We start from the raw sequence: 17,236 nt of genomic DNA, 5'->3' as shown, positions 1-17,236 counted from the left end.
TTCGAGGCCAACAATGAAGCAGAGCGCCATCTTAACGGCTTGCGCTTTTCTTGTATGCGTTCTGTCGTGGGTATCCAGAGCTATTGCTGAGCCGTTACCCTTTGGCAGCGCATCCCTCTGCGTTCCAACTGATAATGATGGGCCATTGTTCGGATTAGGCAAAATTCAGCCAAAGTCCGACATGCTGCGGGCTAGCGTTTGATTTGAGGACTCATACAAGAGCGGCAAGCTATACGCTTGCCGCTCAATCCCTCACTTTTCAGTAAAACGCATTCCGCGAAATGTACGAACCGGGTTACCGCGCTCAATCTCATGATGGAACAAGCGTCTATCCAGTCACTGAGCTGCCTGGGCGTCCTCGGTGTACTGCGCAAGTTTTTGCTCAATCAATGCCATTGCCAGGCGCTTGTTGGCATGCTGGCTGCGCTCGCTTTGCACCTTGACCGAAAGCCCGCTCTGCACATGAGTAGCCCGAACGGCAGAGTCCGTCTTGTTCACGTGCTGACCGCCGGGCCCTGAGGCCCGCACGTACTCGAAGCGTATCGATCCCGAGGAGGCTGACGCAGGCGGCATAAATACCCTGGCGCCAAAATACCAGTTCTTTCTGCCATGCTGAGGCCGGTAAGGACTTTGACATATCCAGAGCAGACTGCCGTTCCATCGGCTGGCCAGTGGCTCGCTGCGCTCGCCTTCCAATACCAGAAGTACAGAGCTAACGGTGCCGCGGTGCTCGCCATCCGTCTGTTCAATCACTGACAGCAGCACATCCTCGCGTTCGGCTTCTTTTTCGAGAAGACGAAGCGCCTTGGTTACGGCCAGCTCGCACTCGGCCGGGCCTTGGGCCGATGAGAGTTGCAGGAGTCTCACGGGCAGCACCCCCGTCGCTTGTAGGTCAGTACCGGTTTAAGCCGGGCTATGACCGTGACCAGTGAAGCACCTTGCAGGGTTTCGATGATGCTGTCGATGTCCTTGTACGCTTCTGGTGCTTCCTCATACATCAACGCCTTGTCCTCGCAGACGACCCGGCTGCCCAGGGACGTGCGCTTCAATTGATCGAACGAGAAGCGGTTGGATAACCGATCGCGGCACTCTGTCCTGAGCCATTTTCTGCCGGCACCGTGGGCTAGGGAAAAGAGACTGGTTGCCGAGGGGATCGGTTTGACCAGCCAGCTATAGGACCCACGAGAGCCCGGAATGATGACTGGCCCCGCGTCGGCCGGAGTGGCGCCCTTGCGATGCAGCCAGCCCTGCACACCCTCAATGCTGGCTGAGGACACAAGGTTATGGTTGATATCCAGCACCTGACGACCCTCTGCACGCAGATTCGCCAGGAGTCGTCTGGCGATGAGCTGGCGATTGGCTTCTGCATAGCGCAGGCCCTGATCATGCAAGGCTAGGTACTCGAGCCCTTCGGGTGATCTAGGGTCGAGACCAGCATGCCCGAACGCCTCGACATGCCTACGTAAAACCGACTCGCCATAGCCTCGCGATCCGCTGTGCACAAGCAGAAGCAGGGTTTTTCGATCCAGTCCCAGCGAAGCGACCAGCGTTTCGTCATGAACGGTATCGATGGCTTGAAGCTCGGCAAAGTGATTGCCGCCGCCAATCGTGCCCAGAGAGGCTTCATAGCCTGTTCTGGAAAGAGAAAAGGCCTGTACGTCTTCGGCCCAACTGTTGTCCAGTGGCCCGTCGATACTGCCCAGGCGCCGTTCGAGTTTGTCGAGATTCAGCTTGCCAGCTCGGATATCAGTCTGCCAGAGCGCCATGCCGCAGCCGATATCATTTCCAACCAGGGCTGGATAGATAACATTTTCAGAGAAGAACGCGGCGCCTACTGGGTAGCCACGGCCTGGGTGAAGGTCCGGCATGCCGGAGACCCGGACCATACCAGTCAATCTGGCAGTAGTTTCCAACTGCTGTATCGCAGTACCTTCGATCCAGAGATTATCGGATGCGATAAGGTTGACGCGTTCCGATAAAGTACGAATGCAATTGCCCATAACCAATTCCTGATGGGTAAACAATAATTCAGGGAGAGGCATGCCGGAGCCGGGCAAAGCGTGCGCTTAGGTGCGCAGAAAAGCGTTTACGCCTGGCAGGACCTGCAAAGAGTGAAAGCGCGTCGCATGGTCAGGCTCCTTGCAAGATAGAAAGAAAAGGGAAGCAGATAGTAGTGGCTTGGGTGCAGAAAATCCAGTGCAGAAAAGGAGAGGGTAGCCACAAGAAGGGCTACCCTGAGCAAATCAGCCCTCGGTCGAGGTTTTTGACCGTTGGGCAAAGCTCTTGCGCAGCTTTTGAAGCTTGGGTGGAATGACCGCCATGCAGTACTGGTTGGCGCGTCCACGCTCCTCCCAATAGTTCTGATGATAGCCCTCTGCCGGATACCAGGGCCCCAATGGCTCGATCGTGGTCACGATGGGCGCTGAGAGACCTTCCTGTGCACGTGCAATCGCCGCTCGGGCCTCGGTTTCCTGTTCGGGGTTTGCCGGGAACAGGGCAGTACGGTACTGCGTGCCCATGTCGTTACCCTGTCGGTTGAGCTGGGTCGGGTCATGGGTTGCAAAGTGAATATCGAGCAACTCGCCATAGCTGATCACGTCAGGGTCGTAGCCAATACGGATGGCTTCGGCATGGTCGGTATTACCCTCACAAACCTGCTCATAGGTGGGGTTGACCGTTTTGCCGCCGGTATAGCCACTCTCGACGGAAACGACTCCGATGACATCCTTGAATACTGCCTCTACGCACCAGAAGCAGCCTCCTGCAACGGTCATGTATTCGGTCGCCATAAAATTCTCCTAAAGCATGGTGTTGGGATGACTGGCTGATCAAACCTGTGCGGAACACGTAACAATCGATTTGTGCTTACTCTACGCTATTTCGATCAGCGCTTCTGCGGCCAGAGGTTGCAAATATCGTTATGGGTCAAACGCTTGGCGAGTATACGCCTTGCTCTCGTGAAGTCCGGTGGTTGGGCCTTCAGGAATGCACTCCGCCGTACCGGACACAAAAAAGCCATCGGCGATCTGATCCTGGTTAAGATAGCTTGCAGCGCATTCACCTATAATTGAAATGGTGCCTTGCAGAGTCTATTTCAATAGTTCTGCACTTTAGGCCAGATAAGTGCGAAACCAGCTCAGTGTTCGCTCCCAGGCCAGCGTTGCGGCGGCTTCGTCATAACGTGGCGTCGAATCATTATGAAATCCGTGATTGGTGCCGGGATAGATATAGACTTCATAGGTTTTGCCAGCGGCTTTCAAGGCGCTCTCATAGGCAGGCCAACTTTCATTGATACGCTCATCCCGCTCGGCATAATGAATGAGTAACGGTGCCTTGATGCGAGGGACATCTTCCACTCTGGGTTGCTTGCCATAAAACGGTACGGCCGCGCCGAGTTCGGGATAGGCGACAGCTGCCGCATTGGCTACGCCTCCGCCATAGCAGAAACCGGTGATTCCTACCTTGCCAGTTGTGAGCTCATGCCCCATGAGCCATTCGACGGCAGCAAAAAAGTCGTTCATCAGCTTTTCGGGATTAACGGTTTGCTGAAGCTCGCGCCCCTTGTCGTCATTTCCCGGATAGCCGCCTACGGAACTCAAGCCATCAGGAGCCAGCGCCACGAATCCAGCCTTTGCCAGGCGCCGCGCAACGTCCTCAATGTAGGGGTTGAGTCCACGGTTTTCATGAGCGACGACAATACCTGGAACCTTTCCCTTGGCCTGCGCAGGTCGCACGAGATAGCCACGGACATGTCCATGCCCTTTAGGCGAGGGGTAGGAAATGTATTCAGGGATGATTTCAGGATCGGTAAATTCGACTTGCTGTGCCAGTGCATAATCTGGACTCAAGGCGGCAAGAAGCGTCGTGGCGGCCAATCCGCCTACGGCGAACTTACCTGCACGGTCGAGAAACTCCCGGCGATTGATTCGCCCATGCACGTAATAGTCATACAGTTCAAGCAGCTCAGGCGCGAAATCTTTTGCGGTAAGACGGGCCATGCATGTTCTCCTTGTTGGGTGCAGGCGGGGGATTGCTTAAGGCTTAAAGGAAGTGGATCGCTTTCATAAACATCATAAGGGTAGTTATCGGAAAATCGTCCAGGCGGCAATCGCTATTGGTGTTTCCAACTGTTGTGCGAAGGTAGGCCATGCCTGTAGGGCCTTAGAGAGGGGGGCGAGGGGTGATGGCCTTTTAATCAAGCCTGTACTTGTTTCTACCAAATTCGCATCTGCTCGATAAACGAACAAGCTGCTCAAGCATTTGACGCGAAAGCCGATAGCTGTAGTTCAGTTGCGCCTTCTATCGCAACGCGTCCTTCAACCCAGAGATTCTGTCTCATGTTCAAGCAACTGAAATTCAGCCACAAGATTCTTCTGGCAGCTGCATTGGTAGTTACTGTTGCCCTGGCCGGCTTTGCCGGCTTCAATGCGTATCTTCAACGTCAGGCAATCGATCAGAGCCTGCAGGCATCCTTGACTGAAACGGGCAAAGTAACCGCAGGCAATATTGCCTACTGGCTCGATGCACGAGTCAAGTTGATTGAAAGCCAGGCGCAAACCCTGATGCGAGACAGCTCACCCGCGGTCCTGGCGGGTTTGCTTGAGCAGAAAATCTACACCGGTAATTTTGATTCCACTTACCTGGGGCAGGTAGACGGTACCTATACCACGCGTCCGGAGCGAACCTTGCCTGCTGGTTACGATCCACGCAAGCGCCCTTGGTATAATTCAGCAACCACCGCTGGCAGTACTGTTTTGACGGCGCCCTATGTTTTTGCTTCCTCAGGCCAGCTAGGTGTAACCATTGCGACACCGCTCATGCAGAACGGTCAACTGGCGGGCGTTGTGGGCGGTGACCTGAACCTGTCAACGCTGGTCAGTATCATCACATCTCTGGATGCCGGTGGCCTTGGTGAGGCCTTTCTGGTCGATAGCGAAGGAAAGATTCTTGTCAGCAGTCATACAGATCAGGTGCTAAAAAACCTTAAGGATATTTTCCCCGAGGCTACACCTACCCTGGCGCCTGGTTTTAGCGAGACGCGCCAAAATGGTCTGGACCGCCTGATCAGTTTTACGCCGGTAGAAGGCCTACCCTCTGTCAAGTGGTACCTGGGGTTGTCTATCGATAAGGACAAGGCGTATGCCCCGGTTATCAAGGCGCGTAATCTGGCGATTGTGGCGACACTGGTTGCCGTCGTGGCGATTATCGTTTTGCTGGGTTTGCTGCTGCAGACACTGTTACGCCCTCTGCGTGATTTGACCCGCGCAATGGACAACATTGCCGAGGGCGAAGGCGACCTGACTCGTCGTCTACCCGTTGAAGCCCGTGATGAATTCGGTGCACTAGCCACGGCATTCAACCGTTTCGTTGCCCGTATCCATGACTCGATTCGTAACGTTGCACAAAGCTCGAGTGAGTTGAATCAGGTGAGTCGCCTCGTGCTAGATGCCTCTACGGCTTCCATGCAGCAGTCTGATAATCAGTCCCAGCGCACCAACAGTGTCGCTGCGGCCATCAATGAACTGGGTGCTGCGGCCCAGGAAATCGCTGGGAATGCCGCCCATGCATCTAGTGATGCCAGTACTGCACGTATGCAGGGCGAGGAAGGCCGCAAAGTGCTCGGCGAAGCGCTGCAAGCCATGCAGGCCTTATCACAGAAGATTGGCACATCGTGTGACCACATCGAAGCGTTGAACGGCAAGGCGGCTAATATCGGCCAGATTCTTGATGTCATTCGGGGCATATCCGAGCAAACCAATTTGCTGGCGCTTAACGCGGCGATTGAAGCCGCCCGAGCCGGCGAGGCGGGACGTGGCTTCGCTGTGGTTGCTGATGAGGTACGTTCCCTGGCGAGCCGCACCCAGAGTTCGGCGCAGCAGATTCATCAAATGATCGAAGAGCTGCAAACCGGTTCGCGAGATGCCGTACAGCTGATGCGCGAAAGCCAAGAGCAGAGTACGCACAGCATGAGCGTTGCCGAACGAGCAGGGGCACGTCTGGACAGCGTAACTCAGCTGATCGGTGATATTGATGGGCAAAACCAGTCGGTCGCGGCGGCAACTGAAGAGCAGACGGCAGTTGTTGAAACACTGAACATGGATATTAGTGAGATCAACCTGTTGAACCAGCAAAGCGTGGCGAACCTGGAATCTACACTACAGGCCTGTACGGCCCTGGAGCAGGAAGCCGCTCGCTTGCAGCACTTGGTTGGTGGGTTCCGCATCTGAGTTGATGCTAGCCCTGACAAGCTAGCGTTAGGCACAACCATTTCTAAGGGAGTGAATCATGTTATTCGCTCCCTTTTTATTTAGGTGGTCTCAGCGGTAAGCAGGTCTAGGCACTCAGCTAAACCCGTCCTACCGCCGCCTATAGCTCTCCTGGGATAGTTCAGATAACTGATATGTCGTCTGAACCTTATTTTTGATTCCAGAAGAATGTTCGTAGCGCCAGCCAAGAACAGCTTCTTTAAAACTGGACATCGCTATCGCTGTAACGTGGTAAACAGGCCTATGGCTGACAACATAGGGACCTTATTAATATAAGTGAACTTTTAGAGTCGCTTCGCTTGGTAATGGCTTACCGTTATTGAGTTGATCCAGTCGTAAGAAAACCAATCGGCTTTAATAAGGAGACTGGCACGGAAAGCTTTTCTATCAAACGGCATGAAGCCCTGACTGCTTCTGTCGATTTCCCAGTCCTTTCAGAAACATTTTTACACATATTGGCGATTCAAGGCTGTATCCGAATTCCTCATGCTTTCAGGTCGACTCAGGAAAAGAAGGTGATGACGGGGTGCGCCGCTGTATAGCGCCTAGTCGCGATTATGTTATCGGTGTCAACGCTCACCTCACCTACGCTGAAAAGGCCTCAGAAGCTAAATCAACACCATTATCCGAGGGACATCGGAAGACACGCCTGAGGGGGTCGGAACGCTTATTCCATAGCGCTAAAGCGCTTTATGGTTCTTCATTGACAGGGATTTTTCTAAAGATTCATGGATACGGTTTATCTTGTTTTAATGCTTTTACTTGTCGCCTCGGCTACTGGGGTGGCGGCTCGCTTTCTACCATCACTGCCCACACCGCTTGTACAGATTGCTTTTGGTGCGCTACTGGCCTGGCCTGCCAGCGGGCTGCATGTGGAGCTTCAGCCTGAGCTGTTCATGCTCCTATTCATTGCCCCACTTCTATTTGCCGATGCGCGAAGGTTCCCGCAGCGCGAATTCATGCTGCTTCGTGGGCCTATTCTGGCATTGGCGCTGGGCCTTGTACTGGTAACCGTAATTGGTGTGGGATATGTGGTTCACTGGTTATTCCCCGGTTTGCCTTTGCCTGTCTGCTTTGCACTGACGGCGATTCTTTCACCTACGGATGCCGTCGCGGTATCGGCTATTTCCGGTCGACTTCCGGTACCACCGAGGCTGATGCACATTCTTGAGGGCGAGTCGCTCATGAATGATGCGTCCGGTCTTGTGGCATTCAAGTTCGCGGTAGCCGCAGCCCTGACCGGTGCGTTCTCTCTGGCACAGGCAACAGTAGGATTTCTGCTGATTTCCCTGGGTGGGCTACTGATGGGCGCCTTACTGGCGCTGGCCTTTAATGTGGTGCGGACCCGTCTGATCGAGCGGCACCTTGGCGAAGCTTCGACGATTCAGATCGTACTGCTGCTCCTGCTGCTACCCTTTGCGGCGTTTCTGCTGGCGGAGCATTTTCATCTGTCCGGTATTCTCTCCGCTGTGGCAGCGGGTATGGTCATCAACCGGCTTGACCTCAAACGCCAGGATCAGACCACGTCCCGTATCCAGACGCGCAGTGTCTGGGAAATGCTGGAGTTTGTGCTTAACGCATTGGTATTTCTGCTACTCGGTTTCCAATTGCCCGAAATCATTGGCGGCGCGCTTAACGCAACGACCAGTGCAGGCACTACGCTGCCGTTTATTGAGTTGCTGGGTTTCGTCGCGCTGATTTCGATTGCGCTTCTAGGGATGCGGTTTCTCTGGATATTTGGTGCCGCACATATGCCTCGGCTGTTGCGTCGCAAGCCAGCGCGGTCTGTCTCCGCTCGCGTCATGTTGGCCGGGACATTGGCAGGTATTCGAGGCACCATTACCTTGGCGGCTGCCTTGTCGCTGCCAGAGATGCTGAATGACGGTACGCCGTTTCCGGCCCGTGAGCTGCTGATCTTCCTGGCGACCGGCGTCATTCTGTTCACCTTGATTACCGGAAGCGTAGGTCTTCCTCTGGTGTTGTGCGGGCTGGATCTGCCTGAAGACAGCCGCGAATATGAAGAGGAGCGCCATGCGCGTATTCGTGGGGCCGAGGCGGCAATCCGGCACATTGAAAACTATCACCAAGAAAAAGCGAAGGTACTGGCGGACCACCAAGGGGATGAAGAGATTATCGTCGCGTTCAACGAGATCACCCTCCATCTGATGGACTACTATCACAAGCGTATGGAGATCAATAACCACGAGCTGCCGACCCCGCTTCTCGAAGCGCGACGCGATCTTGAGCGGGAAACGCGTCTGCAGGCGCTCAAGGCGGAGCGCACTGAATATTACAAGCTGCGTAGCCGTCATCATATCAATGACAGTACGCTACAAAAGCTGGTGAGGGAGGTGGATCTGATCGAAACCGCTTTGACTGCAAGCGCAACCAGGCAGCATCACTAAATGATGTAAGCAGGCTCCGTAACGTTGGGGCCTGCTTACGCAGCGCTGGTCATTACAAGCGATCAAGCTCTTGGGTGATATCAAACCGATTGATCGCATGGGTAAGCGACCCGGCGCTGTAAGGCTTGGAAATGAGCGGGATATCCTTGAAGCGATCAGGAATCACCGTGTTTTCGCCATAGCCTGTTGCGAAAATGAAGGGATGTTTGGCATCAGCCAGCTCGTCTGCAATAGCCAGACTGGTCTCCCCCGACAGATTCACATCCAGTACGACTACGTCGAAATGAGTAAAGCCCAAAGCGCGGCGTGCTTCGTTGACCGTTCCGGCAATCTCCACATCAGCGCCAGCTTCCTGGAGCATTGCCTGTGCATCCAACGCGATCATCATGCTGTCCTCTACCAGCAACAGTTTTTTCTCTGCCAACGATTGCGCCGTGACCAGCGTAGGCGCCGTTTTCAGCTCAGTAACATTCCCCACACTCACATGGCGTGCCGGGATCAAAAAACTGCCCTGGACACCTTCGATTCGGTATTCGATCCGGGCCTCACCTTGCAGCTCGAAGGGAATGGTCCGCTCGATAACGACCGATCCAAATCCTCGGCGGGAAGGCGCGCTTACTATCGGCCCTCCGCTTTCACACCACTCGATCCGAAGGTCCTGATCACTCACCAGGAACCAGGACACCAGCAGATGCCCGGTCGGGCGGCTCAAGGCGCCATACTTAACCGCATTGGTCATCATTTCATGGAAAACCAGTGCTAGCGTCTGATAGGCCCGTGCATCCAGGATGACCGAGGGACCGGAAAACATCACACGATCCTGCGCACCGTAAGCCCAGACTTGGGCTTCGGCTTCCAGCAAGTGAAGCAATGGCGCCGAGGCCCAACCGACCTGATTCATCTGGTCATGCGCCTGAGCGAGGGCGTTGATGCGATGCTCAAGATCTGCAGTAAAGTCTTTGACGGATGTGGTCTGCTGACCACTCTGACGGACCACTGCCCGAATCAGGCTAAGAATATTCTTGACCCGATGGTTGAGCTCGGCAATGAGCAGCGATTGGCTTTCCTGGGCAACCTGCCGCTCCTGCGCAATCAATTCGGCACGCCGAAGAATCACTTCCAGAAGCGAGATGCGCAAGGTCTCGGCAATCTGTTTTTCATCGGAGCGCCAGGGTAGTGACTGCCCCCCAACTGTTTGTTTCCATGCCTCAAAGCTTTTACGTGGGCTGATGCGCTCGCCCGGCGTGACCGGTTTGTCTGGATTGCCTCCCCAGGTGATGGTCTGCACGAATTCACGACGGAAAAACAGCAAATAGTCTCGGGGGGAGCGAGAGAAGGGTATCGCCAGTACCCCGCTGACGGCCTGCGCATAAGCCCGTGCGGGAGGAAAAAGTTTGCTCAGTTCGTGGGTGGCGAGTACCGCATTGGAACTGCCCATACTCAGAAACTGAATCAGCGGCTCTACCATCTCAGGTGGAGGCGTGATACCAAAGCCGGTGAAACGGCTGTCCGACCATACCCCGATGCCGTCACAGGGGATGATGTCATTCAAGTTTCCGGCATAGGCGGCCAAATTATCGAATAGCGTCTCACGGGGTGACATGCTGGCGATCAGCCGGTCATGCGCCTCATGCGCGCTGCTGACTAGGCGCAGCTCATCCTGATGCTCCCTCGCTTCCATCTGAAGCGACAACACCTGCCCAAACAGTTCTGCGGCAGCGCTCATGGGACCGCTCAAGCGATAAGGCTCGCTATGGTGGCAGGCAATCAAGCCCCATAGCTCTTCCCCCCGCATAATGGAAACGGTCATCGTGGCTCGCACGTTCATGTTGTGCAGATACTCGATGTGTACGGGCGAGACGCTGCGCAAGGTAGCAAGGCTGAGGTCCATAGGCAGGCCATCCGGTCCAAAGCCTGGCACCAATGGAACGGGCATATAAGCTGTATCGGTAATTACACGTAGCCATTGACGCTTGTAGAGCGCTCGGGCCTGAGCCGGAATATCCGAGGCGGGATAATGCAGCCCGAGAAAAGCATCCATGCCGGGCCTTACCGCCTCGGCAATGACCTGGCCGGAGTTATCGTGTAAAAACTTGTAGATCATGACCCGGTCGTAGCCGGTGAATGCCCTGATCTGCTGAGCCGCCTGTTTCAGGAAGCGGTCAAGGGTCGGAGCGCGCTTGAGCCGCCCGATCAGGCCTTTGACGAGCGTGACAGGGTCAGCCGCCGCGGTGTTATCCAGACTTGGCGTGCCCTCGATGATGGCTATCCCGCCCGAGACATGAACGGCCATATCGTAAAATACGTCGCTGTTGTCCAGCGACATGCGGTTCAGGCGCTCTGCCGTGCCGGACAGCATCGTCGTCTGCAGGAGGTTACGTAGCGAGTGAACGGCTTCCAAAGGCAGTACCTGCTCAAGATCAAGCCCAAGCAGATAATCGGGTGAGTATCCTTTGAGGTAGTCAGCCGTGTTGGCTGAAGCCTGAATGATTTTCCAATCAGGCAGGCTGCATCCCAAAAGAAATCCATGTGGCTGAATAGAACCAGGAACATGGATAGGTTCACGCTCACAGACGCTTAAATCCACGCCCTCGGATACGGGCTGGTACGACTCACTCACAGACGAGAGCCTCCTAGAACAAACGTTTAATTTGACACGTTGCACGTGAAAAACACGTAAAGAAAGATCAGTGGTTAGGAGAACGGGATAAGGCGCTGCGTGAGTGAGCAAGTTCCTTAGAGCCGCTTTGATGAGCATAACAGTGAGCCAGTCTGAACGCAGTACGATCAGACCGCTGGTCGAGCCGTATCTTCATAGAGCACCGTACGGAGCCAATCGGTGCATTCTTATTCAAGCCTACGTCTGTCCAGCACGTATTGCACCTATCAATACGTGAACTTTATCGCACTTTACTATTATTGCGATAATTAAAATAGAGTGGCTGCAATCTGTCGCCTGTGTTGGACTTAAGGCATGAGTTTACGGTCATAACCCCCTGTATGGATAGAAGCCGGACGTTTGCGGACGAATGGCATAAAGCTATTACGGTGGCGGTCGATAACCTGACGCAATCCTATCTTCTATTTGTACCGCCAAGTGGTGACTTCGCTAGCAATACCTCCGGCTCAATGCGCCGCTGTTGCTGCTGACTACGAGCTTGCCGTCTGATGAGAGTAATTGGCTCATGAGTGATTTATACACCAGCGACTTGATGGCCGAGGCTGAGCGAATCGCCGTTCTCAAAGCGCTTGGAATACTCGACACCGAGGCCGAAGCTGTATTCGATCAGGTGACGCAGCTGCTCTCTGATGCGCTTGATCTGCCCATTACGCTTGTTTCGCTGGTAGATGCGGAGCGGCTATGGTTCAAATCCAAGCTGGGCGTTTCTATTAACGAAATGCCTCGCGAGAGGGCCTTTTGCTCCTATGCCATCCAGCGGCGCGGCCCGCTTGTTGTAAACAATGCGCTGGAAGATCCTCGCTTTTCCCACAATCCCCTGGTCATCGGAGAGCCTTATATTCGGTTCTATGCAGGCGTTCCGGTCAACAGTATCGACGGTCATCCACTGGGTACGCTCTGCGCGATTGATACCTATCCGCGAGTCTTGACGGACCAGCAGCTGGAAACCCTTGAGGCCCTGGCCGGAGTCATCAGTCGAGAAATTCAGCGGCGTGAAACGGCTGTTCAGACCTGGCAGCAATTACAGCAGTCCACTGCCCAACTCAAGGCCAGCGAGGCCAGGTTTCGCACGATCTTCGAGCGGGCAGGCGTGGGGATCTCGCTATTGACGCCGACAGGGCAGTGGCTCGATATCAACGAGACGTTTTGCGCCATGCTGGGATTTCAACGTGATGAAGTGCTGAGCATGAATTTTGCCGAGCTCAGCCATGCTGATGACATGGCTCAAGACCTTGAGCTGCTGAATCAGTTGCGTAACGGAGAGATCGACCGGTACGAAATCGAGAAGCGTTACCGGCACAAGAACGGAGAGCACCGTTGGGTACGGTTGACGTGTACCCGGCATGTCAATGATCAGGGTGAGCTGGATTATTACGTCCGTGTTGGACAGGATATTCAAGCCCGCAAAGAGGCTGAGTTGTCACTGGCGGCACTGCACCATGATCTGGAGCAGCGTATCAATGTCCGAACCCAGGATCTTCAGCAGGCCAATGAGCGACTGACCGAAACACTCGAACAGAAGGAGCAGTCCGAGCAGGCCCTTCGCAAGCGTGAAGCCGAGCTGAGTGCAGTGCTTGAGAATAGCAGTGATGCCTATGTCAGCATGAACGAAGCCGGCCGTATCGTAGACTGGAACCGCAAGGCGGAGGCACTGTTCGGCTGGAGCCGTGAGGATGCCGTCGGGCAGCCGGTAGACCGGCTCATCATGACCTCATCCATCGGTGATCACTACCAGGCCGGTCTTAGCCGTTATCTTTCTGGGGAAATGGACCTGGGCGAGGGGGCTGCACTTGAAATCATGGTGCACCACCGTAACGGCGCACGTATCCCTGTAGAGCTCAAGGTGACAGCTGTTGATGCTCTAGACCATAAGCTTTACAGCGCTTTTCTACATGACATCTCTGAACGCCGAGCCGAGCAGGAGCGCCGGGAACGCGAAGCGCTGGAGGACAGCCTGACGGGGCTACCAAACCGGCGTGCCTTGTACAAACGATTGAAAAGTCAGCTTGGCGCCAAGCCTACGCTGGCCAATCCCCTCTTACTGCTCTGCATGGACCTTGATAATTTCAAGCCGGTAAACGACACGCTGGGTCACGCGGCCGGTGATCGGGTCCTTATGGAAATCGCGCATCGATTAAAGAGCAGTCTGGGACGTGAGACATTCGTTGCACGCATGGGAGGAGACGAGTTCGTTATTCTCCTGCGAGGAGTGACCGGACGCTCCGCTATCGAGCAGCTCTGTGAAAGAATTCTGGCCGCTATTATCGAGCCCGTGCAGATTGGTGATCAGGAAGTCATCATTGGCAGCAGTATCGGTATCGTGTGTGCGCCACAGGATGGTCAGCGGACCGATGAACTGCTCAGGCTTGGCGATATCGCCCTGTATGAAGCCAAGGCTGCCGGCCGGAACACCTGGCAATTCTATTCCGAGGAGATGAATACCCGTATTTTGGCCCGGCGCCAAATAGAAAGTGATCTGAAGCTGGCCTTGCAACGGGACGAGTTGCGCCTGGAGTTCCAGCCCCGCTTCGACACAGCGCAAAAACGAATGTTAGGGGCAGAGGCTCTGGTGCGCTGGGAACATCCCATTCGGGGCTACCTGGGGCCTTACCACTTCATTACCGTTGCGGAGGAGACTGGCCTGATTGTCTCCTTGAGTGACTGGGTGATGCGCAAAGCCTGCCTTGAGGCGTTACTGTGGGCGCCGGATACATTTGTCTCGGTGAATCTTTCACCCCTGGAGTTCAAGCGTAGTGATGTAGTTGCCCGGGTCATGGCTGTTCTGAAAGAAACAGGGCTGCCGCCTCATCAGCTTGAGCTGGAAATCACCGAAGGCGTCGTCTTGGATAACGCCAATTCGGCGCGCGAAGTCATGCACCGGCTTAAGGCCTTGGGCGTTCGTTTGGCCATGGACGACTTTGGAACCGGCTATTCATCGCTGAGCTATCTGCATACCTATCCTTTCGATGGAATCAAGATCGACCGCAGCTTTATCGCCGGGTTGGATACTTCCTCGAATGGGGAGGCGGTTATCGAGGCCATTATCGGATTGGGCCGTGCATTGTCATTGACTGTCACGGCTGAGGGGGTGGAAACCCAACGGCAGATGGATGTACTGGCCCGGTTGAAGTGTAACCAGGCGCAGGGTTACTACCTTGCTCGTCCGATGCGAATCGAGGCGCTGAAGGCACTGATGGATTCTCTGCTTTAGGAAAAGAAGGGCACCGTATAGTGCCCTTTGGTCTCAGCGTGCCGGTTGAATGATACCGGAGCACTCGCCAAATCCGATCGAGGCATAACCTTCACGGTGGCAACGGGCCCGCAGGATAACCTCGTCACCATCCTCCAGGAACGTGCGGGTTTCACCGTTGGGTAGCGTTAGCGGCTGCTTGCCTCCTACGGTTGTTTCCAGCAGGCTTCCATAGCTGTCCGGTTGTTCCCCTGAAAGCGTACCGGAACCGAAAAGATCCCCCGGCTGCAAGCTACATCCATTCACAGTATGGTGAGTAACAAGCTGCGATAGAGTCCAGTACATGTTCAGGCTATTGCTCAAGGCCACGCGTTGAGCCGGCAGATTCTGCTCACGCATGGCTGCCGTGCGCAGTAATACTTCCAGCTCAATGTTCAGCGCGCCCGTTTCCTGGTCGGTTGGATCAAGCAGATAGGAGAGCGGCTGAGGATCACCAGCCGGCCGGGACGGTTGCGCGCAGCGGAACGGACCCAGGGCTTCGGCGGTAACCACCCAAGGGGAAACCGTCGTAGCAAAACTTTTGGACAGGAACGGGCCCAGCGGTTGGTATTCCCACGCTTGGATATCACGAGCCGACCAGTCATTGAGCAGGCATAGCCCGGCAATATGGTTCTTGGCATTGCCAATTGAGATGGCCTCGCCCCGAGCATTGCCTCGGCCTATCCAGACGCCGAGTTCCAACTCGTAGTCCAAGCGCTTGCAGGGACCGAACACCGGCTCGCTCTGCCCTGGTGGAAGTGTTTGTCCTTTCGGCCTTATGACCGGCGCTCCGGATACGTCAATGGTGGATGCCCGCCCGTGATAGCCGATGGGAACATATTTGTAATTGGGGAGCAGTGGATTGTCCGGACGAAACAGTTTGCCCACGTTCGTGGCGTGATGGATTCCTACATAAAAATCGGTGTAGTCACCGACCTTGGCTGGCATATGCAACTGGCAGCTCTTCATCGGGCGCAATAACGTATCGCCCAGCGCGTGCATGCGCGTGCGGTGCAGGCTCGATTCGTCCAGTAATGCCAGTAGCTCTTCGCGTAAAGCACGGCGCTCGGTTGCATCCAACGCGAAAAAGGCGTTCAGCGTGGTACCTGCTGCGTATTCGGCGGCACACTGCGCCGCGCTGCTGAACAGACCCGCCTCGCAGGCAACACGCATGTCCAGAATATAGTCCCCAATCGCGACACCGCCCCTGGGCGTCTCGCCAGGAGGGCTGAACACGCCGTGGGGCAGATTCTGCAAGGGAAAATCGATATGGCTGTTGGCAGAGGCTACCCAACTCAGACGTGGATTCTCGGTTCTCATAGAGGGTCCTCCCGGTGAAACGTCTTGCCCAACCCTGACCAGCACGCGTCATAGTCAGCCTGTAAGGTTGCGGTTTCCAGAGCATGGCGGGTGGGTCTTAATACCGGCCCGGTCTCAAACATGAAGGCCATGGTGTTATCGATTTTGTATGGCTTCAGCTCGGCGTTGATCGCCTGGGTCGTCGATACATGATCCGGCCCATGAGCACTCATGCAGCTGTGCAAGGAGGCTCCGCCCGGTGAGAAGCCGCCGGCCTTTGCATCATAGGCACCCTGGATAAGTCCCATGAATTCATTCATCAGGTTGCGATGGAACCAGGGTGGCCGGAAGGTGTTTTCGGCCACCATCCAGCGTGGCGGGAAAATCACGAAATCGATATTTGCCATTCCGTGAGTGCTGCTCGGTGAGGTCAGGACTGTAAAAATGGACGGATCGGGGTGATCAAAACTGACGGTACCGATAGTATTGAAGCGGCGTAGATCATACTTGTAGGGTACGTTGTTGCCGTGCCAGGCCACAACGTCCAGAGGTGAGTGATCCAGCGTGGTTGACCACAGTTCACCCAGGTATTTCTGTACCAGTTCGGTTGCCTCATCACGCTCTTCGTAAGAGGCCACTGGAGCCATAAAATCGCGTGGATTGGCCAGACCATTACTGCCAATGGGTCCCAGGTCCGGCAGACGAAGCGCCTGTCCGTGGTTTTCACAGACATACCCGCTGGCCGCGCCATCGAGCAGTTCGACACGAAAGCGCATGCCCCGAGGTATAACCGCAATCTCCAGCGGTCCGATCTGTAGAATGCCCAGCTCGGTTGCCAGGCGCAGTCGCCCGGCCTGGGGAACCACCAACCACTCGCCATCGGCATTGAAGAAGACCCGAGACATTGAGCTGTTGGCTGCATAGCGGTAGATGCTTACGCCCGTAGTCTGCGCCGCATCGTGAGTAGCCGTCAGGCATTCCAGCCCGTCGATGAAATCAGTCTGGATCTGCGGCTGCGCGATTGGATTCCAGCGCAGGCGATTGGGTGTTACTTCACCGAGGCCGCCATGCGCCAGCTGCCGGTCAAGGCGCTTGTATTTTGAATGGTTAGCCGACGGGCGAATCCGGTAGAGCCAGGTACGCCGGGCTTCCGTGCGCGGAACGGTAAAGGCAGTTCCTGATAACAGTTCGGTATAAAGACCGTACGGGACCTTTTGAGGTGAGTTCTGCCCAACCGGCAGTGCGCCTGGAAGCGCTTCGCTGGCAAATTCGTTTCCAAAGCCGGACTGATAGGGAAGGGTATCCAGGCCCTGTGCATGTACATTCATGGCTTGATTCTCATTCTGGGCATGTCCGA

Annotated in this window: 10 protein-coding genes and 1 pseudogene; 4 read left to right on the top strand and 7 right to left on the bottom strand. The window is 55.2% G+C overall.

Features of this window, described 5'->3' with window-relative positions; all coding sequences use genetic code 11:
* Window positions 1–336: 336 nt before the first annotated feature.
* The 4 genes from prfH to yghX form a co-directional block, all read right to left on the bottom strand.
* A complete protein-coding gene (gene prfH / locus PLU01S_RS16760; RefSeq protein WP_233432227.1) occupies window positions 337–867 on the bottom strand; it encodes a peptide chain release factor H in 531 nt (176 codons plus the stop codon).
* Window positions 864–2,000, bottom strand: coding sequence for an RNA ligase RtcB family protein (locus PLU01S_RS16755; protein WP_074828984.1), 1,137 nt, complete (start codon window positions 1,998–2,000; stop codon window positions 864–866). The genes prfH and PLU01S_RS16755 overlap by 4 nt, the downstream gene beginning before the upstream one ends.
* 243 nt (window positions 2,001–2,243) lie before the next feature.
* Window positions 2,244–2,789: a peptide-methionine (S)-S-oxide reductase MsrA gene (msrA, locus tag PLU01S_RS16750; protein ID WP_074828980.1), complete on the bottom strand. Its 546-nt coding sequence runs from the start codon at window positions 2,787–2,789 to the stop codon at window positions 2,244–2,246.
* Window positions 2,790–3,110: 321 nt separating this feature from the next.
* Window positions 3,111–3,998, bottom strand: coding sequence for a YghX family hydrolase (yghX, locus tag PLU01S_RS16745; protein ID WP_074828978.1), 888 nt, complete (start codon window positions 3,996–3,998; stop codon window positions 3,111–3,113).
* A 339-nt stretch (window positions 3,999–4,337) separates the two neighbouring features.
* Here yghX and PLU01S_RS26650 point away from each other — a divergent pair.
* The 3 genes and pseudogenes from PLU01S_RS26650 to PLU01S_RS16735 all read left to right on the top strand — a co-directional run.
* Window positions 4,338–5,372: pseudogene (locus tag PLU01S_RS26650) on the top strand (HAMP domain-containing protein); the annotation flags it as partial.
* Window positions 5,373–5,462: 90 nt separating this feature from the next.
* Window positions 5,463–6,227: a methyl-accepting chemotaxis protein gene (locus PLU01S_RS26645; RefSeq protein ID WP_376748369.1), complete on the top strand. Its 765-nt coding sequence runs from the start codon at window positions 5,463–5,465 to the stop codon at window positions 6,225–6,227.
* 767 nt (window positions 6,228–6,994) lie between these two features.
* Entirely contained in the window at window positions 6,995–8,671 is a 1,677-nt protein-coding gene (locus PLU01S_RS16735) for a Na+/H+ antiporter (protein WP_074828973.1), read from the top strand.
* Window positions 8,672–8,723: 52 nt separating this feature from the next.
* Here the strand turns inward: PLU01S_RS16735 and PLU01S_RS16730 are convergent, their stop codons facing one another.
* A complete protein-coding gene (locus PLU01S_RS16730; protein WP_074828970.1) occupies window positions 8,724–11,291 on the bottom strand; it encodes an HWE histidine kinase domain-containing protein in 2,568 nt (855 codons plus the stop codon).
* A gap of 565 nt (window positions 11,292–11,856) precedes the next feature.
* On the opposite strand from PLU01S_RS16730, the gene PLU01S_RS16725 reads away from it, so the two are divergent.
* Window positions 11,857–14,562 carry a bifunctional diguanylate cyclase/phosphodiesterase gene (locus tag PLU01S_RS16725; RefSeq protein WP_074828967.1) on the top strand — a complete coding sequence of 902 codons (2,706 nt, stop codon included), beginning with the start codon at window positions 11,857–11,859 and terminating at the stop codon, window positions 14,560–14,562.
* Between the two features lie 33 nt (window positions 14,563–14,595).
* Here PLU01S_RS16725 and fahA read toward each other — a convergent pair whose 3' ends face one another.
* Window positions 14,596–15,900, bottom strand: coding sequence for a fumarylacetoacetase (gene fahA, locus PLU01S_RS16720; RefSeq protein WP_074828964.1), 1,305 nt, complete (start codon window positions 15,898–15,900; stop codon window positions 14,596–14,598).
* Complete coding sequence (gene hmgA / locus PLU01S_RS16715) at window positions 15,897–17,207, bottom strand: homogentisate 1,2-dioxygenase (RefSeq protein WP_074828961.1); 1,311 nt, start codon at window positions 17,205–17,207, stop codon at window positions 15,897–15,899. Before hmgA ends, fahA begins: the two co-directional genes overlap by 4 nt.
* Window positions 17,208–17,236 lie beyond the last annotated feature (29 nt).

Origin of the sequence: Pseudomonas luteola NBRC 103146 (assembly GCF_002091675.1) — a bacterium.
Taxonomy (GTDB): Bacteria; Pseudomonadota; Gammaproteobacteria; order Pseudomonadales; family Pseudomonadaceae; genus Chryseomonas; species Chryseomonas luteola.
This window is presented reverse-complemented; position numbering and strand designations above follow the sequence as displayed.

Coding starts and splice junctions, on each gene's coding strand:
- PLU01S_RS16755 (WP_074828984.1), bottom strand. CDS start 2,000: ATGGGCAATTGCATTCGTACTTTATCGGAACGCGTCAACCTTATCGCA.
- msrA (WP_074828980.1), bottom strand. CDS start 2,789: ATGGCGACCGAATACATGACCGTTGCAGGAGGCTGCTTCTGGTGCGTA.
- yghX (WP_074828978.1), bottom strand. CDS start 3,998: ATGGCCCGTCTTACCGCAAAAGATTTCGCGCCTGAGCTGCTTGAACTG.
- PLU01S_RS26645 (WP_376748369.1), top strand. CDS start 5,463: ATGCAGCAGTCTGATAATCAGTCCCAGCGCACCAACAGTGTCGCTGCG.
- PLU01S_RS16735 (WP_074828973.1), top strand. CDS start 6,995: ATGGATACGGTTTATCTTGTTTTAATGCTTTTACTTGTCGCCTCGGCT.
- PLU01S_RS16725 (WP_074828967.1), top strand. CDS start 11,857: ATGAGTGATTTATACACCAGCGACTTGATGGCCGAGGCTGAGCGAATC.
- fahA (WP_074828964.1), bottom strand. CDS start 15,900: ATGAGAACCGAGAATCCACGTCTGAGTTGGGTAGCCTCTGCCAACAGC.
- hmgA (WP_074828961.1), bottom strand. CDS start 17,207: ATGAATGTACATGCACAGGGCCTGGATACCCTTCCCTATCAGTCCGGC.